Annotated in this window: 16 protein-coding genes; 11 read left to right on the top strand and 5 right to left on the bottom strand. The window is 66.1% G+C overall.

Annotated elements, in window-relative coordinates; all coding sequences use genetic code 11:
- Positions 1-30: 30 nt before the first annotated feature.
- On the bottom strand, positions 31-1290 hold the full coding sequence (locus R9B84_RS23655) for an IS256 family transposase (protein ID WP_027787261.1): 1260 nt from the start codon (positions 1288-1290) through the stop codon (positions 31-33).
- A gap of 456 nt (positions 1291-1746) precedes the next feature.
- Between R9B84_RS23655 and R9B84_RS23650 the strand changes: the two genes are divergently transcribed.
- Genes R9B84_RS23650 through R9B84_RS23640 form a run of 3 tightly spaced genes read left to right on the top strand, consistent with a single transcriptional unit; the run spans position 1747 to position 3383 of the window.
- A complete protein-coding gene (locus R9B84_RS23650) occupies positions 1747-2292 on the top strand; it encodes a DUF4142 domain-containing protein (protein WP_423762502.1) in 546 nt (181 codons plus the stop codon).
- Positions 2276-2650 carry a cupredoxin domain-containing protein gene (locus tag R9B84_RS23645; protein ID WP_423762501.1) on the top strand — a complete coding sequence of 125 codons (375 nt, stop codon included), beginning with the start codon at positions 2276-2278 and terminating at the stop codon, positions 2648-2650. Before R9B84_RS23650 ends, R9B84_RS23645 begins: the two co-directional genes overlap by 17 nt.
- A 19-nt stretch (positions 2651-2669) precedes the next feature.
- Entirely contained in the window at positions 2670-3383 is a 714-nt protein-coding gene (locus R9B84_RS23640; protein ID WP_423762500.1) for an RNA polymerase sigma factor, read from the top strand.
- A gap of 1185 nt (positions 3384-4568) precedes the next feature.
- On the opposite strand, the gene R9B84_RS23635 is transcribed toward R9B84_RS23640, so the two are convergent.
- Positions 4569-5171, bottom strand: a complete 603-nt coding sequence (locus tag R9B84_RS23635) for a short chain dehydrogenase (protein WP_423762499.1) — start codon at positions 5169-5171, stop codon at positions 4569-4571.
- A 58-nt stretch (positions 5172-5229) separates the two neighbouring features.
- On the opposite strand from R9B84_RS23635, the gene R9B84_RS23630 reads away from it, so the two are divergent.
- Both R9B84_RS23630 and R9B84_RS23625 read left to right on the top strand, forming a co-directional pair.
- Positions 5230-6153, top strand: a complete 924-nt coding sequence (locus tag R9B84_RS23630) for a LysR family transcriptional regulator (protein ID WP_423762498.1) — start codon at positions 5230-5232, stop codon at positions 6151-6153.
- Between the two features lie 546 nt (positions 6154-6699).
- On the top strand, positions 6700-7290 hold the full coding sequence (locus tag R9B84_RS23625) for an isochorismatase family cysteine hydrolase (protein WP_423762497.1): 591 nt from the start codon (positions 6700-6702) through the stop codon (positions 7288-7290).
- A gap of 244 nt (positions 7291-7534) precedes the next feature.
- On the opposite strand, the gene R9B84_RS23620 is transcribed toward R9B84_RS23625, so the two are convergent.
- From R9B84_RS23620 to R9B84_RS23610, 3 genes are all read right to left on the bottom strand, one after another.
- The gene (locus R9B84_RS23620) at positions 7535-8266 is read right to left on the bottom strand and encodes a ribonuclease T2 (protein WP_034180616.1); all 732 of its coding nucleotides are present in this window, start codon (positions 8264-8266) and stop codon (positions 7535-7537) included.
- A 270-nt stretch (positions 8267-8536) separates the two neighbouring features.
- The gene (locus R9B84_RS23615) at positions 8537-9115 is read right to left on the bottom strand and encodes a hypothetical protein (RefSeq protein WP_423762496.1); all 579 of its coding nucleotides are present in this window, start codon (positions 9113-9115) and stop codon (positions 8537-8539) included.
- Positions 9116-9209: 94 nt separating this feature from the next.
- Positions 9210-10613 carry an HdeD family acid-resistance protein gene (locus tag R9B84_RS23610; protein WP_423762495.1) on the bottom strand — a complete coding sequence of 468 codons (1404 nt, stop codon included), beginning with the start codon at positions 10611-10613 and terminating at the stop codon, positions 9210-9212.
- A 357-nt stretch (positions 10614-10970) separates the two neighbouring features.
- On the opposite strand from R9B84_RS23610, the gene R9B84_RS23605 reads away from it, so the two are divergent.
- From R9B84_RS23605 to R9B84_RS23580, 6 genes are all read left to right on the top strand, one after another.
- On the top strand, positions 10971-11609 hold the full coding sequence (locus R9B84_RS23605; protein WP_423762494.1) for a hypothetical protein: 639 nt from the start codon (positions 10971-10973) through the stop codon (positions 11607-11609).
- Between the two features lie 84 nt (positions 11610-11693).
- The gene (locus R9B84_RS23600; protein WP_423762493.1) at positions 11694-12251 is read left to right on the top strand and encodes a helix-turn-helix domain-containing protein; all 558 of its coding nucleotides are present in this window, start codon (positions 11694-11696) and stop codon (positions 12249-12251) included.
- 79 nt (positions 12252-12330) lie between these two features.
- The gene (locus R9B84_RS23595; protein WP_423762492.1) at positions 12331-12912 is read left to right on the top strand and encodes an HD domain-containing protein; all 582 of its coding nucleotides are present in this window, start codon (positions 12331-12333) and stop codon (positions 12910-12912) included.
- A 372-nt stretch (positions 12913-13284) separates the two neighbouring features.
- The gene (locus R9B84_RS23590; RefSeq protein ID WP_423762491.1) at positions 13285-14478 is read left to right on the top strand and encodes an efflux RND transporter periplasmic adaptor subunit; all 1194 of its coding nucleotides are present in this window, start codon (positions 13285-13287) and stop codon (positions 14476-14478) included.
- A gap of 2 nt (positions 14479-14480) precedes the next feature.
- Positions 14481-16505, top strand: a complete 2025-nt coding sequence (locus R9B84_RS23585) for a MacB family efflux pump subunit (RefSeq protein ID WP_423762490.1) — start codon at positions 14481-14483, stop codon at positions 16503-16505.
- A gap of 13 nt (positions 16506-16518) precedes the next feature.
- On the top strand, positions 16519-17892 hold the full coding sequence (locus R9B84_RS23580; protein WP_423762489.1) for an efflux transporter outer membrane subunit: 1374 nt from the start codon (positions 16519-16521) through the stop codon (positions 17890-17892).
- The last annotated feature ends 20 nt before the right edge of the window (positions 17893-17912 follow it).

The raw sequence follows: 17912 nt of genomic DNA, 5'->3' as shown, positions 1-17912 counted from the left end.
CGGAATTTCGTGTGTGAGGCGGGTTAAAACTCAGATTCCGATACTAAAGCGCTCTGGGTAAAGCAGCGCGAACTGGGTCATCGCGCTCTTCCAATCGTGCCGGGAGCCGGTCCACTTGGCAACGACGTTGCGCAGCGCCAGCCAGATCAGCTTCAGCGCGGCCTCGTCCGACGGGAAGTGGCCGCGCGCCTTGATGATCTTGCGAAGCTGCATGTGCAGCGACTCAATGGCGTTCGTGGTGTAAATGATCTTCCGGATGTCCGGCGCGAACGCGTAGAAGGGAATCACCTGCTCCCAGGCTCGCCGCCAGAGCGCGGCAATTGGCGGGTATTTCGTGCCCCACGGTCCAGCGTCGAACGCGTCCAGCGCCACGGCGGCCGCCTCGGCCGTCGGTGCCCGGTAGATCTCCTTGAGCGCGGCGGCAGCCGACTTGCGATCTTTCCAGCTCGCGAAGTCCAGCGAGTTGCGGATCAGATGCACGATGCAGGTCTGAACCGTCGTTTCCGGGAACACGGTGTTAATCGCTTCCGGGAAGCCCTTCAGGCCGTCGACCACGGCGATCAGGATGTCCTGCACGCCACGCAGTTTCAGGTCGTTGACGACCCGCAGCCAGAACTTGGCGCCCTCGGTCTGCTCGATCCAGAGGCCGAGCACATCACGTGTGCCGTCGCGGCGCACGCCGAGCGCCAAGTAGATCGCCTTGTTGCGGACCACGCCTTCGTCGCGAATCTTGACGCGCAAGGCGTCAAAGAACACGACCGGATACATCGGCTCGAGCGGCCGCTGCTGCCATTCACGCACTTCGTCGATCACCGCGTCGGTCACTGTACTGATGAAGTCCGGCGATACCTCGATGCCGTACATCTCCAGCAGGAACCCCTGAATCTCCCGCACGCTCATGCCGCGCGCGTACATCGCGATGATCTTGTCGTCGAAGCCGGTAAAACGTCGCTCGCCCTTGGCAATGAGCACCGGATCGAACGTTCCTTCGCGGTCACGCGGAATCTCGACGTCGAGCAGGTCGTCGTCGGTCGTGATGCGCTTGCGACTGGTGCCGTTGCGGTGGTTCGTGCTGTCCGACGGCTTGGCCTCGCCCTTCTCGTAGCCGAGATGGTGGGTCAGTTCGCCGCCCAGCGCCCGCTCGAAGATCGCCTTCTTGAGCGCGGCAAGCTGCTCGTTGATCGTCGCCCGGTCCAGCGTTCCGGGCACCAGTTGCTTGATCAGTTCCGGGTCCAGGTTCAAGCCCTTGCCCGGTTCGATCGTCACTTCTTCCTTGCGTTTGCGTGGCATAAAAGTGGCTCCTTGGTCGCCAGTTTATGCCTCGCACACAAAGTTTCGGATAGGCTCCGAATGGGTTTCGAAATTCAATCATCATCGCTCGCTTGAGCCCTTTGGCTACCTTCCCCCAGCCGAATCCAAGGAATATATCGCCTCCCCCTGAGCGAGCCAGCCATCCCGGCCCGACTCAAACCAAACGGCCTCCGCGAAACCCAGGACGGCCCATTGCGATCCTGATGTGCGTGCCCTGGTACGTGACCTATGGGCCGAGTCTTCGAAACCTGAAAGAGATGATCGCTGTCCGCCATGCCCGATCGGCTATTCGTCGCCGCATGGCCACCTCGCCCGAGACAATCCGAGTGCCAACGGAAACGCCAGCCCCCGTCGTGACATCCAATTCGACGAGCGGCCACGAACCGCGTCCAGGCGGCGCCCCTTCGCCGTCCGTCAAAGCTCGGAGGAAATCAGATGAAAGCGATCAGGAATACCGTCTTATGCGGCGCGCTTCTCGCCGCCGGCTTGCCGGTGCATGCGCAGCAAACCGGCCCGACCGATCCGCAGATCGCGGCAATCGTCGTGACAGCCAATCAGGTCGACATCGACGCAGGGAAGCTGGCTGAATCGAAAACGCAAAACAAGGAGGTCAAGGCGTTCGCCGCACGCATGGTGCAAGACCACACCGGGGTCAACAAGGCGGCGGTCGACCTCGTGACCAAGCTGGGCGTGAAGCCCGAGGAAAATCCGACCAGCATGGATCTCAAGCACGGTGGCGACACCAATCTGCAGAACCTCGGCAAGCTCGACGGCGCCCGCTTCGACCGTGCGTACGTCGATCACGAGGTGACCTATCATGAAGCGGTGCTCGATGCGATCAACCATACGCTGATTCCATCAGCCAAAAACAGCGAGCTGAAGGCACTGCTGGTCAAGGTCGAGCCGGCGTTCGTCGCGCATCTCGAACATGCACGGCATCTGCAGTCGACGCTGGGGAAAGGCAGTGGCGCGGGGCAATGACGACCGCACGGCGCCGACCCGCGTGGCATCGTGGCGGCGCCGTTTCGGTGCCCGATGCGCGCGCGCCGCCTGGGTGTGCGCGCTGGCTGCTTCGTCCGGCGTGTTCGCCGAGTCGCACGTGGTCGTTGTCGAGCAGATGCGCTTCACGCCGGCCGAACTGACCGTACGCCACGGCGACGAGGTGGTCTGGATCAATCGGGATCTGTTTCCGCACACGGCGAGCGCGGACGCGCACGCGTTCGACTCGGGCAGCATCGCGCCGCAGGCGTCGTGGCATTACGTCGCGCGCGAGCGCGGGCGGTTTCCGTACTCGTGCACGTTCCACCCGACGATGCACGGCATGTTGATCGTTCGATGACGCAAACCGGGAGCATGCGATGACGACCGCTTTCGACACTCACGCGGCGGCCCCGGTCGACGACGAGCGCGACGTCGTGCGCCGCATCGTCGCCGGCGAGCAGGCGGCGTTCGAACTGCTGATGCGCCGCCACAACCGGCGTCTGTACCGGCTCGCGCGCGCGGTCCTACGCGACGACGCGGAAGCCGAAGACGCGCTGCAGGCCGCGTATCTGTCCGCCTATCGGTCGATCGCGCATTTTCGCGGCGACTCGGCGCTCACGACCTGGCTGTCACGGCTGGTGCTCAACGAGTGCTTTGGTCGCATTCGGCGCGCGAGGCGGCGGGCAGACGCGCTGCCGATCATCGATGCGGACGATTCATTCAATGAGGCGGACATGATCGACTTCTCGTCCGATTCCCCCGAGCGGTCGGCGTCGCGCGCCGAGCTGCGAGATTTGCTGGAGCGCCGGATCGACGCGTTGCCGCCGGCGTTCCGGATCGTATTCGTGATGCACTCGGTGGAAGAAATGACCGTCGAGGAAACCGCGCAGTGCCTTGCCCTGCCAGAGGCGACGGTGCGCAGCCGGCATCATCGCGCGCGGCGGATGCTGCGCGAGTTGCTGGTGCTCGATATCGATCTGGCCGAGCGCGACGCGTTCGATTTTTGCGGTACACAGTGCGATCGGGTCGTCGCGCATGTGCTGTCCAAGTTGCTGGAAGATGACGAAGCGGGCGCCAAGCGGGACACCTGAGCGCTCACGGCCGTTGCCGGATGGCAACGCTCGCTGGAATTCGCGAATCTGATGGGGCCCGGTACGGGAACGCCCGAACGCGGGTCGCGGCGCCCATCTCGCGCTCGCATGCCGGCAGGCGATGCATGGCTCGAGGCGCCGGCCAACGCAGGTGCCGGTATCTGTCGTTTCAAGCTCGCGCGCAATTTCCGGCCCCCAGCGCGCTCCCTCCTCAATATCAATTCCGGACACCCGGACCGGCCCCCTGCCGAATCGATTACTTGCCGGCACCGGTGGAGGGGACACAAGTCAGCACAAGAAATCCCCCGTCATTTGTGGCAGCCCTGACTACCGCTCGATGGTATTCGCCCGGTCCGCAAGACCACTCGGCGACAAAATCGGCTCTGCAAGCATTTGGGGGACGAAAGCCCTCCGGCAAGGAAACGGGGTAACGGCAAGTATCGATCGAATTACAGCGTAGAGCCAGGAGACGCGTCGCATTGCCACGATTCGCGCCGCAATTCGCACCATAGGTGCCGGATTCGATTCGGATCGGCTGAGCCAACACGCCGACACCTGGTCCGAACAGGCCAGCAAGCGAAAGGAGCGTGCATATTGCTCGGACCATGGCCGCCTCCAACATCGGAATCGCAGAAGCCACTTGCATACGGGGTGCTGGATCGGCGCTCGCCCACTACTCACGAGATTCGTACAGGAGGCGCTGCGCCGCCCTTACGGGTCAAGTTTAGGATATGGTCCGATTCGTTGACGATCGAGATTGGGCTTATCGAACGGTCCTTTTTCGGAGCGAAGCAGCCGCTCGAGTGACGCGGCGATTGCCAGCGCAAATGGCAACGCGTGGCCGATCGCGGCAGTTGACCGCGGCGTGGCGCTCGCATGGTCCGTGCTGAAGGAATCACATACGAGTTTATGTTTCCAGCGTGCAAGCACGCTGACGCTGGAGTGGTTGACGACGTTTACGGGGCGATCGATTTTTTGAAACGCAAAAGTCAAGCGCGACGCATTCAGTGCGAGGGCGGCACGCGCCAGCACACTAAACGGAGACTTCGTCCTTCGGCAGCAATCGACCCGTTCGCATCCTTCGCGCTCGCGCTCAATCTGTCGGGAAAGGTGGTGGAAGCGGCCGTTTGCCCCAAGCAATCAATCGTTCCAGCCCGGCAACCTCCCTGGAAGCCGCTCGGAATCTCATTGCCACACCCGATAAATGCGCCCCGTCTGCGGTCCCTCCACGCTCCGCACGTAGGCCATTGCGACACGCTTCGCCGGCACTGACTCGAAGCCAGGAAAGAACGGCCCGAAGACGGCCTTCGACTCCGTCAACATGGTCGGACTTACGGCGTTAATGCGGACATCGCGAGGCAACTCAATCGCCGCCGCCCGCACGAAGCCTTCGATCGAGGCGTTGACTGCGGTCGCGTTGGCTCCTTGACGAATGGGCTCTTCGGCGACGATACCCGTGGTCAGCGTGATCGAGCCGCCGTCGCGCAGCATATGCTGCCCAAGCAGCGCGACCCGTACCTGGCCAAGCAGCTTGTCCTGCAAGCCGATGTTGAAATCCGCTGGCCGCATCGTCGCAAGAGGCCCGAAGAACAAGCTGCCGGTCGTCGAAACGATAGCGTCCACCGAGCCGACCGCCTTGAACATCTCCTCCACGCTGTCGTCGCGCGTAATGTCGACGCGGTATTCGCCGTGCTCGCGACTCGCGCGAACCACCTCGTGCCGTTCGGCCAACGCTGCAACAACCGCACTGCCAACGGCACCGCTCCCACCAATGACCAGGATCTTCATTCCAGCTCCTTTGAAAAATAGGATGGAAGGATTATTTTGCGAATCCTGAATACGATAAATGGGCGTATCGTTTGCACATTCGAAATCAAAAGTTAGCAATATGGATAAATTGCGTGCAATGGAAGTTTTTGTGGCCACGGTCGACGCGGGCAGTTTTGCCGCGGCAGCCACGGCACTCAATCTTTCGGCCGTGATGGTCGGTAAGCACATCCACGCTCTCGAAACGCAGTTGGGTGCAAGGCTGTTGGAACGCACCACACGGCGGCATCGGCTCACCGAAATTGGCGCGGCCTACGTCGAGCGATGTCGCGACGTGCTGGCTAGCGTGCAAACCGCCGACGGCATTGCCGACGCCTTGCGCGCAGTGCCGCAAGGCATACTCAGGGTCACGGCTCCCGTGTCTTTTGGTGCTCATCGGCTCACACCAGTGATCGGCGACTACCTCGCGGCGCACCCGCAAGTGAAAGTCGACCTGAGCCTGAACGATCGCGTGGTCGATCTCGCAGAAGAAGGCTTTGACTGCGGTGTGCGAATGAGCCGCACGCTCGACGACAGATTGATCGCACGTCCACTTGCCGTGTCTCGCATGCTCGCCGTGGCCAGTCCCGGTTGGGTCGCGCGCCACGGCATGCCGGCACATCCATCGGAACTCGAGGGGTATCCCCTGCTCAATTTTGCCGTTTGGGGGCCGAGCCACGTGTGGCGCTTTACGTGTGGAGACGATGTCGTGGATGTGCCCGTGCGCGGGCAATTCATCACCAACAATGGCCAGGCACTGCTGAGTGCAGCCATAGCGGGCATGGGCGTGATCATGCAGGCGGACGCACTGCTGGCACCGGCTGTCTCAGCAGGTCACGTGGTACCGCTGTTGCCCGATTGGGTGCTTCCCACGCGTCCGGTGCACATCGTCCGATTGCCCGAAGCAAGGCCCAGCGCCAAGCTGCGCAGCTTTCTCGACTTCGTCGTGACGCGACTAGGTTAGAAGCTGTCCACGCTCCGATAGACAATCCTCTCTAGCGCCTGCATGGTCTCGTACGCGGAATTGCGATCCAGTAGCGCGCTATGTGATGAATGAATCGCCTATGGGCATGGCGCATCTCCATGGCATAGCCGGAGCCCGAAGGATTCCGGGCGTTCGACGTCGCATACCGGGCGTCACCTGATGGCCGATCCCGACCGTTGACGGCGGCGTGGCGCTCACATGGTCCGCGCTGATGGAATCACATGTGAGTTTATATTTCCAGGGTACAGGCACGCTGGCGCTGGAGTGGTTGACGACTTGTACGGGGCGGTCGATTTTCTGAGGCGGCAAAGCAGGACGCTTCAGATGCCGCTCGGGCTGTGACGCGATGGGTCGGCGAGCCCGGTCAACGCATGGCGGATCGATCAGGCAGTCGGGACTCGCGCGACGGCGACCGCTGCTATGCTGACGCACGCATTCGTCGCCGTCTGCAACGACAGCCGGCGGGAATGCGCCGATACCTAGAAAAGCAGCGGTAAAACCAACAACGATCGAGGGCCGTCAGTCATGAATCAGCAAAACACATCGGAACACGCATCGGCCGTCGTGCCGTCGCAAACCGCGCTGCTCGTCATGCATTACCAGACCGACATCCTCGGTCTCTTTCCGTCGGTCGCCCCCGAATTGCTCGCCAATACGCGCCGGCTCTGCGACGCGGCGCGAGCGGGCGGCGTCGGCATCTGGTTCGCGAACCTCCGGTTCAGCCCCGGTTATCCGGAAGTCAGCCCGCGCAACAAGAACGGGCAAGGCATCAAGCAGCTCGGCCTGTTCGTCGACGACGGCACGTGCGCGGAGCTGGGCCGGCAGCCCGACGAACCGCTGATCGCCGCGCACCGCGCGAGCGTGTTCTTCGGCACCGATCTGCAGGCACGGCTGGTCGCGCAGGGTGTCGATTCGCTGATCATGGTCGGCATCGCGTCGACCGGCGTGATGCTGTCGTCGATCGCCCATGCGAGCGACGCGGACTTCCACCTTTATACGGTCAAGGATTGCTGCTACGACCCGGACCCGGTTGTCCACGAGCATCTGTTCTCCACCGCGTTCGAATCGCGCACGACGGTGCTGTCGCTCGCGGATGCGCTGCGGCTGCTCGGGTAACCGACCCGGTTGTTCGTCGCGTGGAGGGCTCTGCTGACGGTAACGGCACTGACCACCGGCCAGCATCGCGCGTTGCGGATGTCACATGGCGCGGCGCCATGGCATGCACTACCCGACACGGTCGACGACCACGAACACCAGTCCGACGCGCTGGAACCAGCCCAGCTGATGTGGTCTAGCATCCCGCCGAAGCCGTGACGGGCGACGACGTGCGCGATGTCGCGCACGCCGGCCCTCTTCCCTCTTACTTCGCGATATACACGCCCGACGTCGGGCACGTGCCCTGCGTATTGCCATCCGTCACGAGCGATGCGGCGCTCGGGAACTGCGTGGTCGCATTCGTCTTCACCGCGATCCACGCTTCGGTGAAATAGCTGACGCCATTCGTCTTCGTGCACTTCAGCGACACCGCGCTGCGCGTATTGCTGCCGAACGCGCCTTCAAATGCGGACAGCAACTGGTTGCGCGTGACCGTCTTGCCCGCGTTCGCCTGCAGGTATGCGTTGAACGACGTGTTGCCGAGCCGGCTGATCATGCCTGACGCCTGGTTCCAGTACGCATCGGGCGATGCCGAATTCGAGCAGGTGCCGTGCTTGAACCACTCGTGCTTGTCGAGGCACGACGCGACGCCCGGCATGTACGTCGACAGCGTGTTGCGGGTCGCGCTGCTGATCGGGTAGGCATCCATGCTGCACCACTGGTGCGCGTTGTCGAGATCGACGTCGTTCTGCGGCACGCCGCAGTAGAACGGCTGGTTGCCGTCGTACCGGTTCGGCCACAGGCCATGCAGCGACAGGCTCGTCGCCGCATACGAACCGGCGAGGTTCGTGCATTCGGGTGTGTCGTGCGACGCGCAGAAGCCGGGCTCCCACGAGGCTGCAAGCAACAGGTAGTCGTAGCTGGTCTGCGCGGTGGCGTGCAGTGAAGCGGAAGCGACGGCGAGTGCGGCAACGGCGCGGGCGAGCGTCTTGAGCATGGCGTTTCCTCGGAAAAGGCTTGCGGTCGCGGGATGCGCCGCAAGATTGTCGAATGTCTGCCCGCGATTGTTGCTTCCGCAACGTGGCACGAATGTGAAGGTGGACGAATTATGTGCGGTGGCATGGCCACGCACCGTCGCGCCGCGCGGAACCGTCGCGAAACGCGGGCACGGGCACGGGCACGGGCACGGGCGCGGCCGCTTGTGCCGCGTCCCGCCCGATACCGTGCACGGCCGATGCGTGCCGCCTTCCCGGCGGCACGCCGTCGCTCATGATCCGGCGCCGAGCTGCGTGCATGCGCGCACAACCGATTCGGGGCCTTCGAGCACGAGGATTTGCCACACGCCGATGCTGACGCGCCGGCGCGCCGCCGTCGACGCATCCGCCAGCAACGCCTCGACGCGCGGCGCGGCGGCCGGCGCCTGCTGCTTCAGCGCCGCGTGATGCCGCGCGCGCGACGCCGGCTCGGCTTCGTACACGTCGCACAGGTGCACCATGCCGGCGAGGCCGGCCACGTCGTCGTCCTTGTCGATCGCGCCCGGCTCGACCGGCGCGAGCCCGTTGCGCTCGGCCGCCGGCAGCTTGCTGCGCGCGCCTTCGTCGATCGAAGCGGCGGACGCCGGCGGCAGCCCGCCGATCGCCGCGACGATCCGGCTGCCCGCGGCGATCATGTCGCCCTGGCACTCGATCTTCTCGGCGGCCGCGACGTTCGAGCAGAACGACACCGAGGTCCGGTACACGTCGTTGCTCATGCGTGGCACTTCGTCTTCGGCCGCATGCGCGAGGCCTGCGCTTGCCAGCGCCAGCGCAGCGGGAATCAGGATTCGGAATGCTCTCGTCTTGTTCATTGTTGTTCGTCTGTGGGGTGTTATGGCGGGCAACTTCGCCGGGCCGCGCGGTGGCGGCCCCTGCGGCGCCGGGCCCTCGTCCGGCGCCACGCGATCACTTCATCGACGCAGCCTCCGATCCGCCGGGCGACAACGCCGCGTTGTCCTGCTCGCGCCACGCGCGGCGCGACGCCATGATCGCCTTCACCGTCGAGCGCGCGACCTTCCACCACGCGAACGGCCGCGGGTCGGCGAGCATGCTGAGTGCGCGCGCATAGTCGAGCGTGAGGCCGGGCGTCCACGCCATCGTCACCGCGCGCTTGCGGATCTGCGCGGCGACCCACAGCTCGGGCGTGAGCAGCAACCGGACGAACGCGCCCCACCCGGCCCGCGTGCCCTTCAGCCGCCACACCGCGCCGTCGAGCGCGGCTTCGAGTGCGTTCGACACGGTGCTCGAGCAGTTGCGGTGCGTGAGGTTGTACGTCACGTTCTGCCGATATGCCGACCAGAACGCGTCGAGCTTCGCCGGATCGTAGTTGCGGATGCGCACGCGCACGGTCGACGGGCACCACGCCGTCGACTCGGTCGCGTAGTCGGGCTGGAACAGGCCCGGCACGTCGTTTTCTCGCGTGGCGCGCAGGATGCGCGTGAATTCGTCCGGAGAACGATCGATTTCGACGCCCGGATACAGGCTGATATAGATGCCTTCCGGCGACTCCAGCGCCGCGTGCCCGGTCGAGATCACGCCGTTGACGTCCACCGCCGCGATATAGCGGTCGATCACCGGATAGCGCTGCGCTTCGGCCTTCGACGTACCGGTCGGCGTCCACACGTGCACGGTGAGCGCGTGCTCGCCGTCGGCCGGCGGGCCGTCCCATTCGGACTGCGCGAAATGCGGCTGGTCGAGCGTGTCGTCGAGGTCGGGCGCGAGCGCCGGCGCGGGCGACGTCGCGAACGCGGGATTGCGCGTCAGCCGCCGCACGCGCGCGGCGAGGCTCAGCATGTGCATCCCGCCGAATATCAGCAGCAGGCCGAGGCAGTACGGCACGGTGCCCACGTAGTGCGTCGGGTACGGCTGGAAGAAGAAGATCGCCAGCAGGATTTCGACGACACCCCACGCGAACGCGACGTTCCAGCGGCGGTAGCGCACCATCCATGCGGACGTGCATTGCAGCAGGCCGTCGACGAGGAACAGCGTGCCGAAGATCATCGACAGCAGGAAATGGCCGTGGTGATGGCCGGCAAACACGAGCCCCGCGGCCACCACGACCACGATGCCCTTCACGTAGCGCAGGATGCGCTGCCCGCCGACACCGCTGCCGGCCACCGCGAGCGTCGCGAGCCCCTCGATCAGGAACAGCCACGCAAACAGCTCGATCGGGAAATGCAGCGCGCCGTCGAGCGCATCGACGAAGATGACGACGCCCGCGACGACCCACAGCCAGCCGAGCACGGTCAGCCCGCGCCAGCGCGTTCGCAGGTATTCGATGCCCAGCAGCAGCAAGATCAGTCGTACCATCGCGCTCTCGTGTCATTTTTGGGAAACGCGCGGCCTCGCGTTTCCTGTCTTGTCGGCCGTGCGTTGTGCGACACGCCGGTCGGAAGGCGGCAATCGTTGCCGGCGCGTCATGCCGTCGACATGACCGATAGCGGCCGGCGCGCGCCGCTCTGGGCGAATAATAAGATATGGCGGAGTCGGGTGAAAGCCTGCCGAAAACGTTTTCGGCGGGCCCGGGCGTCCCGGCGCACCGCCAGACACGGTGCGATCGACAACGCTGCCATGGCAGGTTTCCCGTTCGACAACGCGCGGCGGATGGGCCAGAATCCTGCTTCCGAGGGCGAAAGCCACTGAACCGCACCAGACGGGACAACAAGAATGAGCATATCGATCACGCGCCGGCGCCTGCTGGCCGCCGGCTTGGCCGCGAGCAGCGTCGCGCTGTCGGGCTGTTTCACGCCGAAGCTGTACAAGGACGACGCATACAGCGAATACGTATCCGGATTCATGATTTCCGAGGACGGCAAGAAACTGGTCGTCCTCGGCATGCGCTACCACTACATCTTTGATTTGCCGGCCCAATTGCGGCCGGTACTGCTGTCCGGCTACCGGAAATCGCTGCACACGACGTTTGCTGGCTTTCATGCGAGCGGCGGCAGCGTCACCGGCCACTACCGGATCGTATTGCCGAAGGACGCGTCGGACGACGATCGACAGGCGGCCACCGCCGACGGATTCGTCGCCGAACCAGCCGGTCTCGTGCTCGAAGGCGACATCGACGGCAAACGCTACTCGACGGAAGGCTTCGCCGCGAAGGACAAAGGAGTCGCGCAGCCGTTCAACAAGCAGTACTCGGTGTACATCAAGGAATCGCCATCCGTCGTCGGCATGGGCCTGCGAATTCTCGCCACGCCGATCACCGTTGCCGCCGACGGCGTGCTCGTGCTGGGCGGCATCGTGCTCTTGCCGTTCGCGGCCATCGCGATCGAGGCAAACGGCGGCCTTCGGATCATGTAACGGCGCGCGCGACGCCCCTGCAGCGCGGGTGACAGCAGCCCGCGACACGCGAGCGCACACAACGACCGCAACCGGAGCATCGCCATGACCGCCTCACCGCTTCACACGCCAGCGCTCGGCCCGCAGCTCAAACGCTGGCGCGCGCTGCACCGCGTGAAGCAGAGCCACGCGGCAGAACTGTTCGGCGTCGCGCAATCGACGATCTCCCGCTGGGAAGCCGGCATCCAGCAGATGTCGCCCGACGAGCGCGCGACGGCCGAGCGACTGCTCGCCGCGCGCCTCGATTCCGCGGGCGACCACGCGCTCGCGCGGCTCATCGCGGGCAGCGCGGGCCGCATGCATCTCGTGTGCGACCTCACGCACCGCCTGCTCGCCAGTTCGCCAGCGCGTGCGGCCGAGTTCTCGCAGCCACTGCCGCAGCTGCTCGGCACGTCGCTGTGGCGTTATGCGACACCGGAGATCGTCCGCATGGAAGCCTTGCTCGACACGCTCGGCTGGCACGATCGCGCGGGGCCGCCGAGCGTCGAATTCGACACCGGCGCGAATGCATCGCGCGTCGTGCCGATCCGCGGCAGCAAGTGTCGTTGGACGCGGATGACGCTGTCGGACGGTTCGGCTGCGCGACTCGTCGAAACCCTTTAGCGCACCGCGCATATTTCATGCGTGGACGAACCGCGCGCGGCCGCCTTACGCTTGGCGGCTCAACGCAAGGACTCCGACCATGAACCCCGACACGATTCACGCGCGCCTCGATTTCCTGCGCGAAGCCGAACGCCTGAAGGATGTGCTGCGCAGCGGCCACACGTCGGCCGGGCGTGCGGAAAGCACGGCCGAGCATAGCTGGCGGCTGTGCCTGATGGCGCTCGTGTTCGCCGACGCGCTGCCCGGCATCGATACGCTGAAGCTGCTGAAACTGTGTGTCGTCCACGATCTCGGCGAAGCGCTGCACGGCGACATCCCCGCGATCGAACAGGCCGCGCACCCGGACAAAAGCGCGCACGAGCGCAACGACCTGCTGACGCTGACGGCGTCGCTCGATCGCACGCTGCGCGACGAAATCGTCGCGCTGTGGGATGAATACGAGGCGGCTGCATCGCCGGAAGCACGCGCGGCGAAGGCGCTCGACAAGCTGGAAACGATCCTGCAGCACAACCAGGGCAGCAATCCGCCCGATTTCGACTACGCGTTCAATCTCGGCTACGGCCGGCGCTATACCGACGCCGCACCGCTGTTCAGTGCGATCCGCGACATCGTCGACGCCGATACGCAACGCAGGATCGACGCGGGCGGGCACGCCGCGTAAGCACGCGGTGTCGGGTGCGCGGCACCGCGTGCCCGACGAGGAACGCGACCGGCCGATGATGGCAATCGCCGCCGCGCAGCGCTGACACGGGCCGCATCACGCGTGCGCACCTTCGCCCGCCGCTTTCACAGATCGCAACAATGACGCCGCCCGGCCTCCGCGCCGGCACGGTGCTCGCACAATTCAGCACAATTTCCACACGATTTGGCGTGAAATCCTCGCTTACCATGAGCACCTGATTCGATTCGGCACGCCCGCGCGATGCGTCCGCGGATACCGTCGCAGGCAACACGCCCGGCATGCGATGCCGACCGGATCGTCCCGCCCGGCCGCACGCATCGCCGGCGCCCGCCTCATCCTCGCCGCATTCTCATGACTCAGAAGACCCATCGCCGCCGGCGCATCGTGCTCGCTACCCTTGCCGTCGTCGCGATCGCCGCCGGCGTCGCGCTGAAGGCCTGCGCGCCCGACAAGCATCCGCAGTACCTGTCCGCGCCCGTCACGCGCGGCGATCTCGAGAACGCGGTGCTCGCGACCGGCGCGCTGCAGGCGTTCAAGCAGGTCGACGTCGGCGCGCAGGTATCGGGGCAATTGAAAACGCTGAAGGTCAAGCTCGGCGACAAGGTCGCGAAGGGCCAGTGGCTCGCCGAGATCGATCCCGTGATCTCCGAAAACGCGCTGCGCCAGGCGCGCGCCAGCGAAGAAAGCCTGCGCGCGCAGCACCAGTCGACCGCCGCGCAACTGACGCAGGCCGAACTCGCGTTCCGGCGCCAGCAGGCGATGCTGCCCGACGATGCGACGTCGCGCGAGTCGTTCGAGGCCGCGCGCGCCACGCTCGACGTGCAGCGCGCGACGCTCGCGTCGCTCGCCGCGCAGATCCGCTCGGCCCGCATCCAGATCGAGACTGCACAGGCCAACCTCGGCTACACGCGCATCGTCGCGCCGATCGACGGCGAGGTCGTCGCGATCGTCACGCAGGAAGGCCAGACCGTGATCGCACAGCAGCAGGCGCCGGTGATCCTGAAGCTCGCGGATCTCGACAAGATGACCGTGAAGGCGCAGGTGTCGGAAGCCGACGTGATCCGCGTGAGCGCCGGCCAGACCGCGTATTTCACGATCCTCGGCGAGCCGGACAAGCGCCACTACGGCACGCTGCGCGCAATCGAGCCGGCGCCGCAGAACTTCGCCGACGCGCAGAGCGCGCTCGGCGGCGGCGCGGGCAGCGGCACGAAACCGAACTCGGCGGTGTTCTACAACGCGTTGTTCGAGGTGCCGAATCCCGAGCACCGGCTGCGCATCGCGATGACCGCGCAGGTCAACATCGTGCTCGGCAACGCGCGCAACGCGCTCAGCATTCCGGCCGCCGCGCTCGGCGAGAAGCGCAAGGACGGCACCTATGCGGTCCGCGTGCTGCGCGCCGACGGCAGCACGGAAACGCGCACCATCCGCATCGGCATCAACAACAATGTGCGCGTCGAAGTGCTGGCCGGCCTGAAGGACGGCGAGCGCGTCGTGATCGGCGAAGCCGCCGCGGACGAGCACGCGCCGCTGGCGGACGTGGTGTGACGATGAGCCAGCCCCTGCTGAAACTGTCGAGCGTCACGCGGCGCTTTCCGGCCGGCGACAAGGAGGTCGTCGTCCTGAACAACGTCAACCTGTCGATCGACGCGGGCGAGATCGTCGCGATCGTCGGCGCGTCGGGTTCCGGCAAATCGACGCTGATGAACATCCTCGGCTGCCTCGATCATCCGAGCGAAGGCACCTACACGGTCGGCGGACGCGACACGCACATGCTCGACAGCGACGAGCTCGCGCAGTTGCGCCGCGAGCACTTCGGCTTCGTGTTCCAGCGCTATCACCTGCTGCCGCACGTCGACGCGGTCGCGAACCTCGAAATGCCCGCGATCTATGCCGGCACCCCGCGCGCGGAGCGGCACGAACGCGCACGCGAGCTGCTCGCGCGCCTCGGGCTCGCGGATCGCGCGCACCACCGGCCCGGGCAACTGTCCGGCGGCCAGCAGCAGCGCGTGAGCATTGCGCGCGCGCTGATGAACGGCGGCCAGGTGATCCTCGCCGACGAACCGACCGGCGCGCTCGACACGAAAAGCGGCCAGGACGTGATCCGCATCCTGCACGAGCTGAACGCGCTCGGCCATACGATCGTCATCGTCACGCACGACAAGGACGTCGCGCGCCATGCGCGGCGCATCATCGAGATCAGCGACGGCGAGATCGTCGCCGACCGGCGGAATCGCCACTATGCGGAAGCGCAGGCGGAAGCCTTCGTCGACGCGGCCGAAGCGGCAGCCGGCGAGCCGTCCGCGCACGATCGGCACGATACGCCGCCGCCCGCCGACGCCGATACCGGCACGCGCGCACGGCGCTTCGCGGCAGGCTCCGGCCGCTTCGCCGAGGCCTGCCGGATGGCGTGGATCGCGCTCGTGTCGCACCGGCTGCGCACGCTGTTGACGATGCTCGGCATCATCATCGGCATCACGTCGGTCGTGTCGATCGTCGCGATCGGCGAAGGCGCGAAGCGCTACATGCTCGACGAGATCGGCAGCATCGGCACGAACACGATCAACGTCTATCCGGGCACCGACTGGGGCGACAGCCGCGCGGACGCGATCCAGACGCTGGTGCCCGCCGATGTCGCCGCGCTCGCCGAGCAGCCTTACGTCGACAGCGCGACGCCCGAAACGTCGCGCACGCTGCTGCTGCGTTACCGCAACATCGACGTCAATGCGCTCGTGAGCGGCGTCGGCGACCGCTTCTTCCAGGCGCGCGGGATGCGCTTCGCGCTGGGCGTCGCGTTCGACGAGGACGCGGTGCGCCGTCAGGCGCAGGTAGCGGTGATCGACCAGAACACGCGCCGCAAGCTGTTCGGCGCGACGCGCAATCCGGTCGGCGACGTGATTCTCGTCGACAACGTACCGTGCGTCGTGATCGGCGTCACGGCCGACAAGAAGAGCGCGTTCGGCAGCGTGAAGAGCCTGAACGTGTGGGTGCCGTACACGACCGCGAGCGGGCGCCTGTTCGGCCAGCGCCATCTCGACAGCATCACCGTGCGCGTGCGCGACGGGCAGCCGAGCGCCGCCGCCGAGAAAAGCCTCGAAAAGCTGATGATCCAGCGCCACGGCCGCAAGGACTTCTTCACGTACAACATGGACAGCGTGGTCAAGACCGTCGAGAAGACCGGCCAGTCGCTGACGCTGCTGCTGTCGCTGATCGCGGTGATCTCGCTCGTCGTCGGCGGGATCGGCGTGATGAACATCATGCTCGTGTCGGTTACCGAGCGCACGCGCGAAATCGGCATCCGGATGGCGGTCGGCGCGCGCCAGTCCGACATCCTGCAGCAGTTCCTCGTCGAGGCCGTGCTCGTCTGCCTGCTCGGCGGCACGATCGGCATCGCGCTGTCGTTCGGGCTCGGCGCGGTGTTCTCGATGTTCGTCGCGCAATGGAAGATGGTGTTCTCCGCCGGCGCGATCGTGACGGCGTTCGTCTGCTCGACGCTCACCGGTGTGATATTCGGGTTCATGCCCGCGCGTAATGCGTCGCGGCTCGATCCGATCGATGCGCTCGCGCGCGACTGACGAAAGACCTGCCATGACGCATTCCTCTTCGCTTCACCGCCTCGGCGCATTCGCATGCGCGGCCGCGCTGCTGGCCGGCTGCGCGGGCGCACGCCACGAACCGCTGCCGGCCGTCGCAATGCCCGCGAACTGGGCCGCGCCGGTCACGGCCGACGCGCCTGCCACGACGCGCGACTGGTGGCGCAGCTTCGGCGATCCACAACTCGACCGCTTGATCGACGACGCGCTGCGTGCCAACAACGACCTCGCGATCGCGGCGATCCGCGTGTACCGCGCGCAACTGCAGGCCGGGCTCGTCGACACGAACCTGACGCCCACCGTGTCGCTCGGCGCGAACGGCGCCGTGTCGCGCACGCTCGATACGCACCGGATGAGCCGGTCGAGCGGCGTCACCGGTTCGCTCAGCTATGAAATCGACCTGTGGGGCCGGCTGGCCGCGCTGCGCGATGCCGCGCACTGGGAAGCCGACGCAACGGCCGCCGATCTCGAAGCCGCGCGGTTGTCGCTGATCGGCACGACCGCGTCGCTGTACTGGCAGATCGGTTATCTGAACCGTCAGATCGCGCTCGGCGACGCGAACATCGCGTATGCGGTGCGCACGCTCGCGGTCGTCCGGTCGCGGCACGCGGCCGGCGCCGTGTCGGGGCTCGATCTCGCGCAGGCCGAACAGAGCCTGTCCGCGCAACGCGCCGCGCAGACGCAACTGATCCAGCAGCGCACCGAGAACCGCCACGCGCTCGCGCTCCTGTTCGACCGGCCGCCGCAGCAACGCGCGGCCGAACCGTCGGCGCTGCCCGACGCGCCGCCGCCGGAAGTAGCGGCCGGCCTGCCGGCCAGCCTGCTCGGCCGGCGCCCCGACCTGCGCGCGGCGGAATTCCGGCTGCGCGAGTCGCTCGCGCAGGTCGACGCGACGCGCACGAGCTTCTACCCGACCTTCACGCTGACCGGCAGCGCCGGCACGACGAGCACGAGCCTCGAACGCGTGCTGACGAATCCGGTCGGCACGCTCGGGCTCGGCCTCGCGCTGCCGTTCATCCAGTGGAACACGATGCAACTGCAGATCAAGGTGTCGAAGTCGCAGTACGAGGAAGCGGTGGTCGGGTTCCGCCAGCGGCTCTACACCGCGCTCGCGGAAGTCGAGAATGCGCTGTCGGCGCGCGTGCAGCTCGAGCGCGAGGCCGAACAGCGCGCGCTGTCGCTGGCCCAGGCACAGCGCGCCGAGCAGCTTGCCGCCGCGCGATTCGCGGCCGGCGCGACCGCCGTGCAGCCGTGGCTCGACCAGCAACAGCGGCTGCGCGACGCGCAAAGCGCCGACGAGCTGACGCGCCTGAACCGGCTCAACAACCAGATGACGCTGTATCGCGCGCTCGGCGGCGGGATGTCCTGACCGGCGGCGACCCGGCGCAT

This window comes from Burkholderia sp. NLJ2, from assembly GCF_049487195.1.
GTDB lineage: Bacteria > Pseudomonadota > Gammaproteobacteria > Burkholderiales > Burkholderiaceae > Burkholderia > Burkholderia pyrrocinia.
The sequence above is the reverse complement of the archived record's forward strand: the minus strand, read 5'-3'. Positions and strand labels throughout refer to the sequence as shown.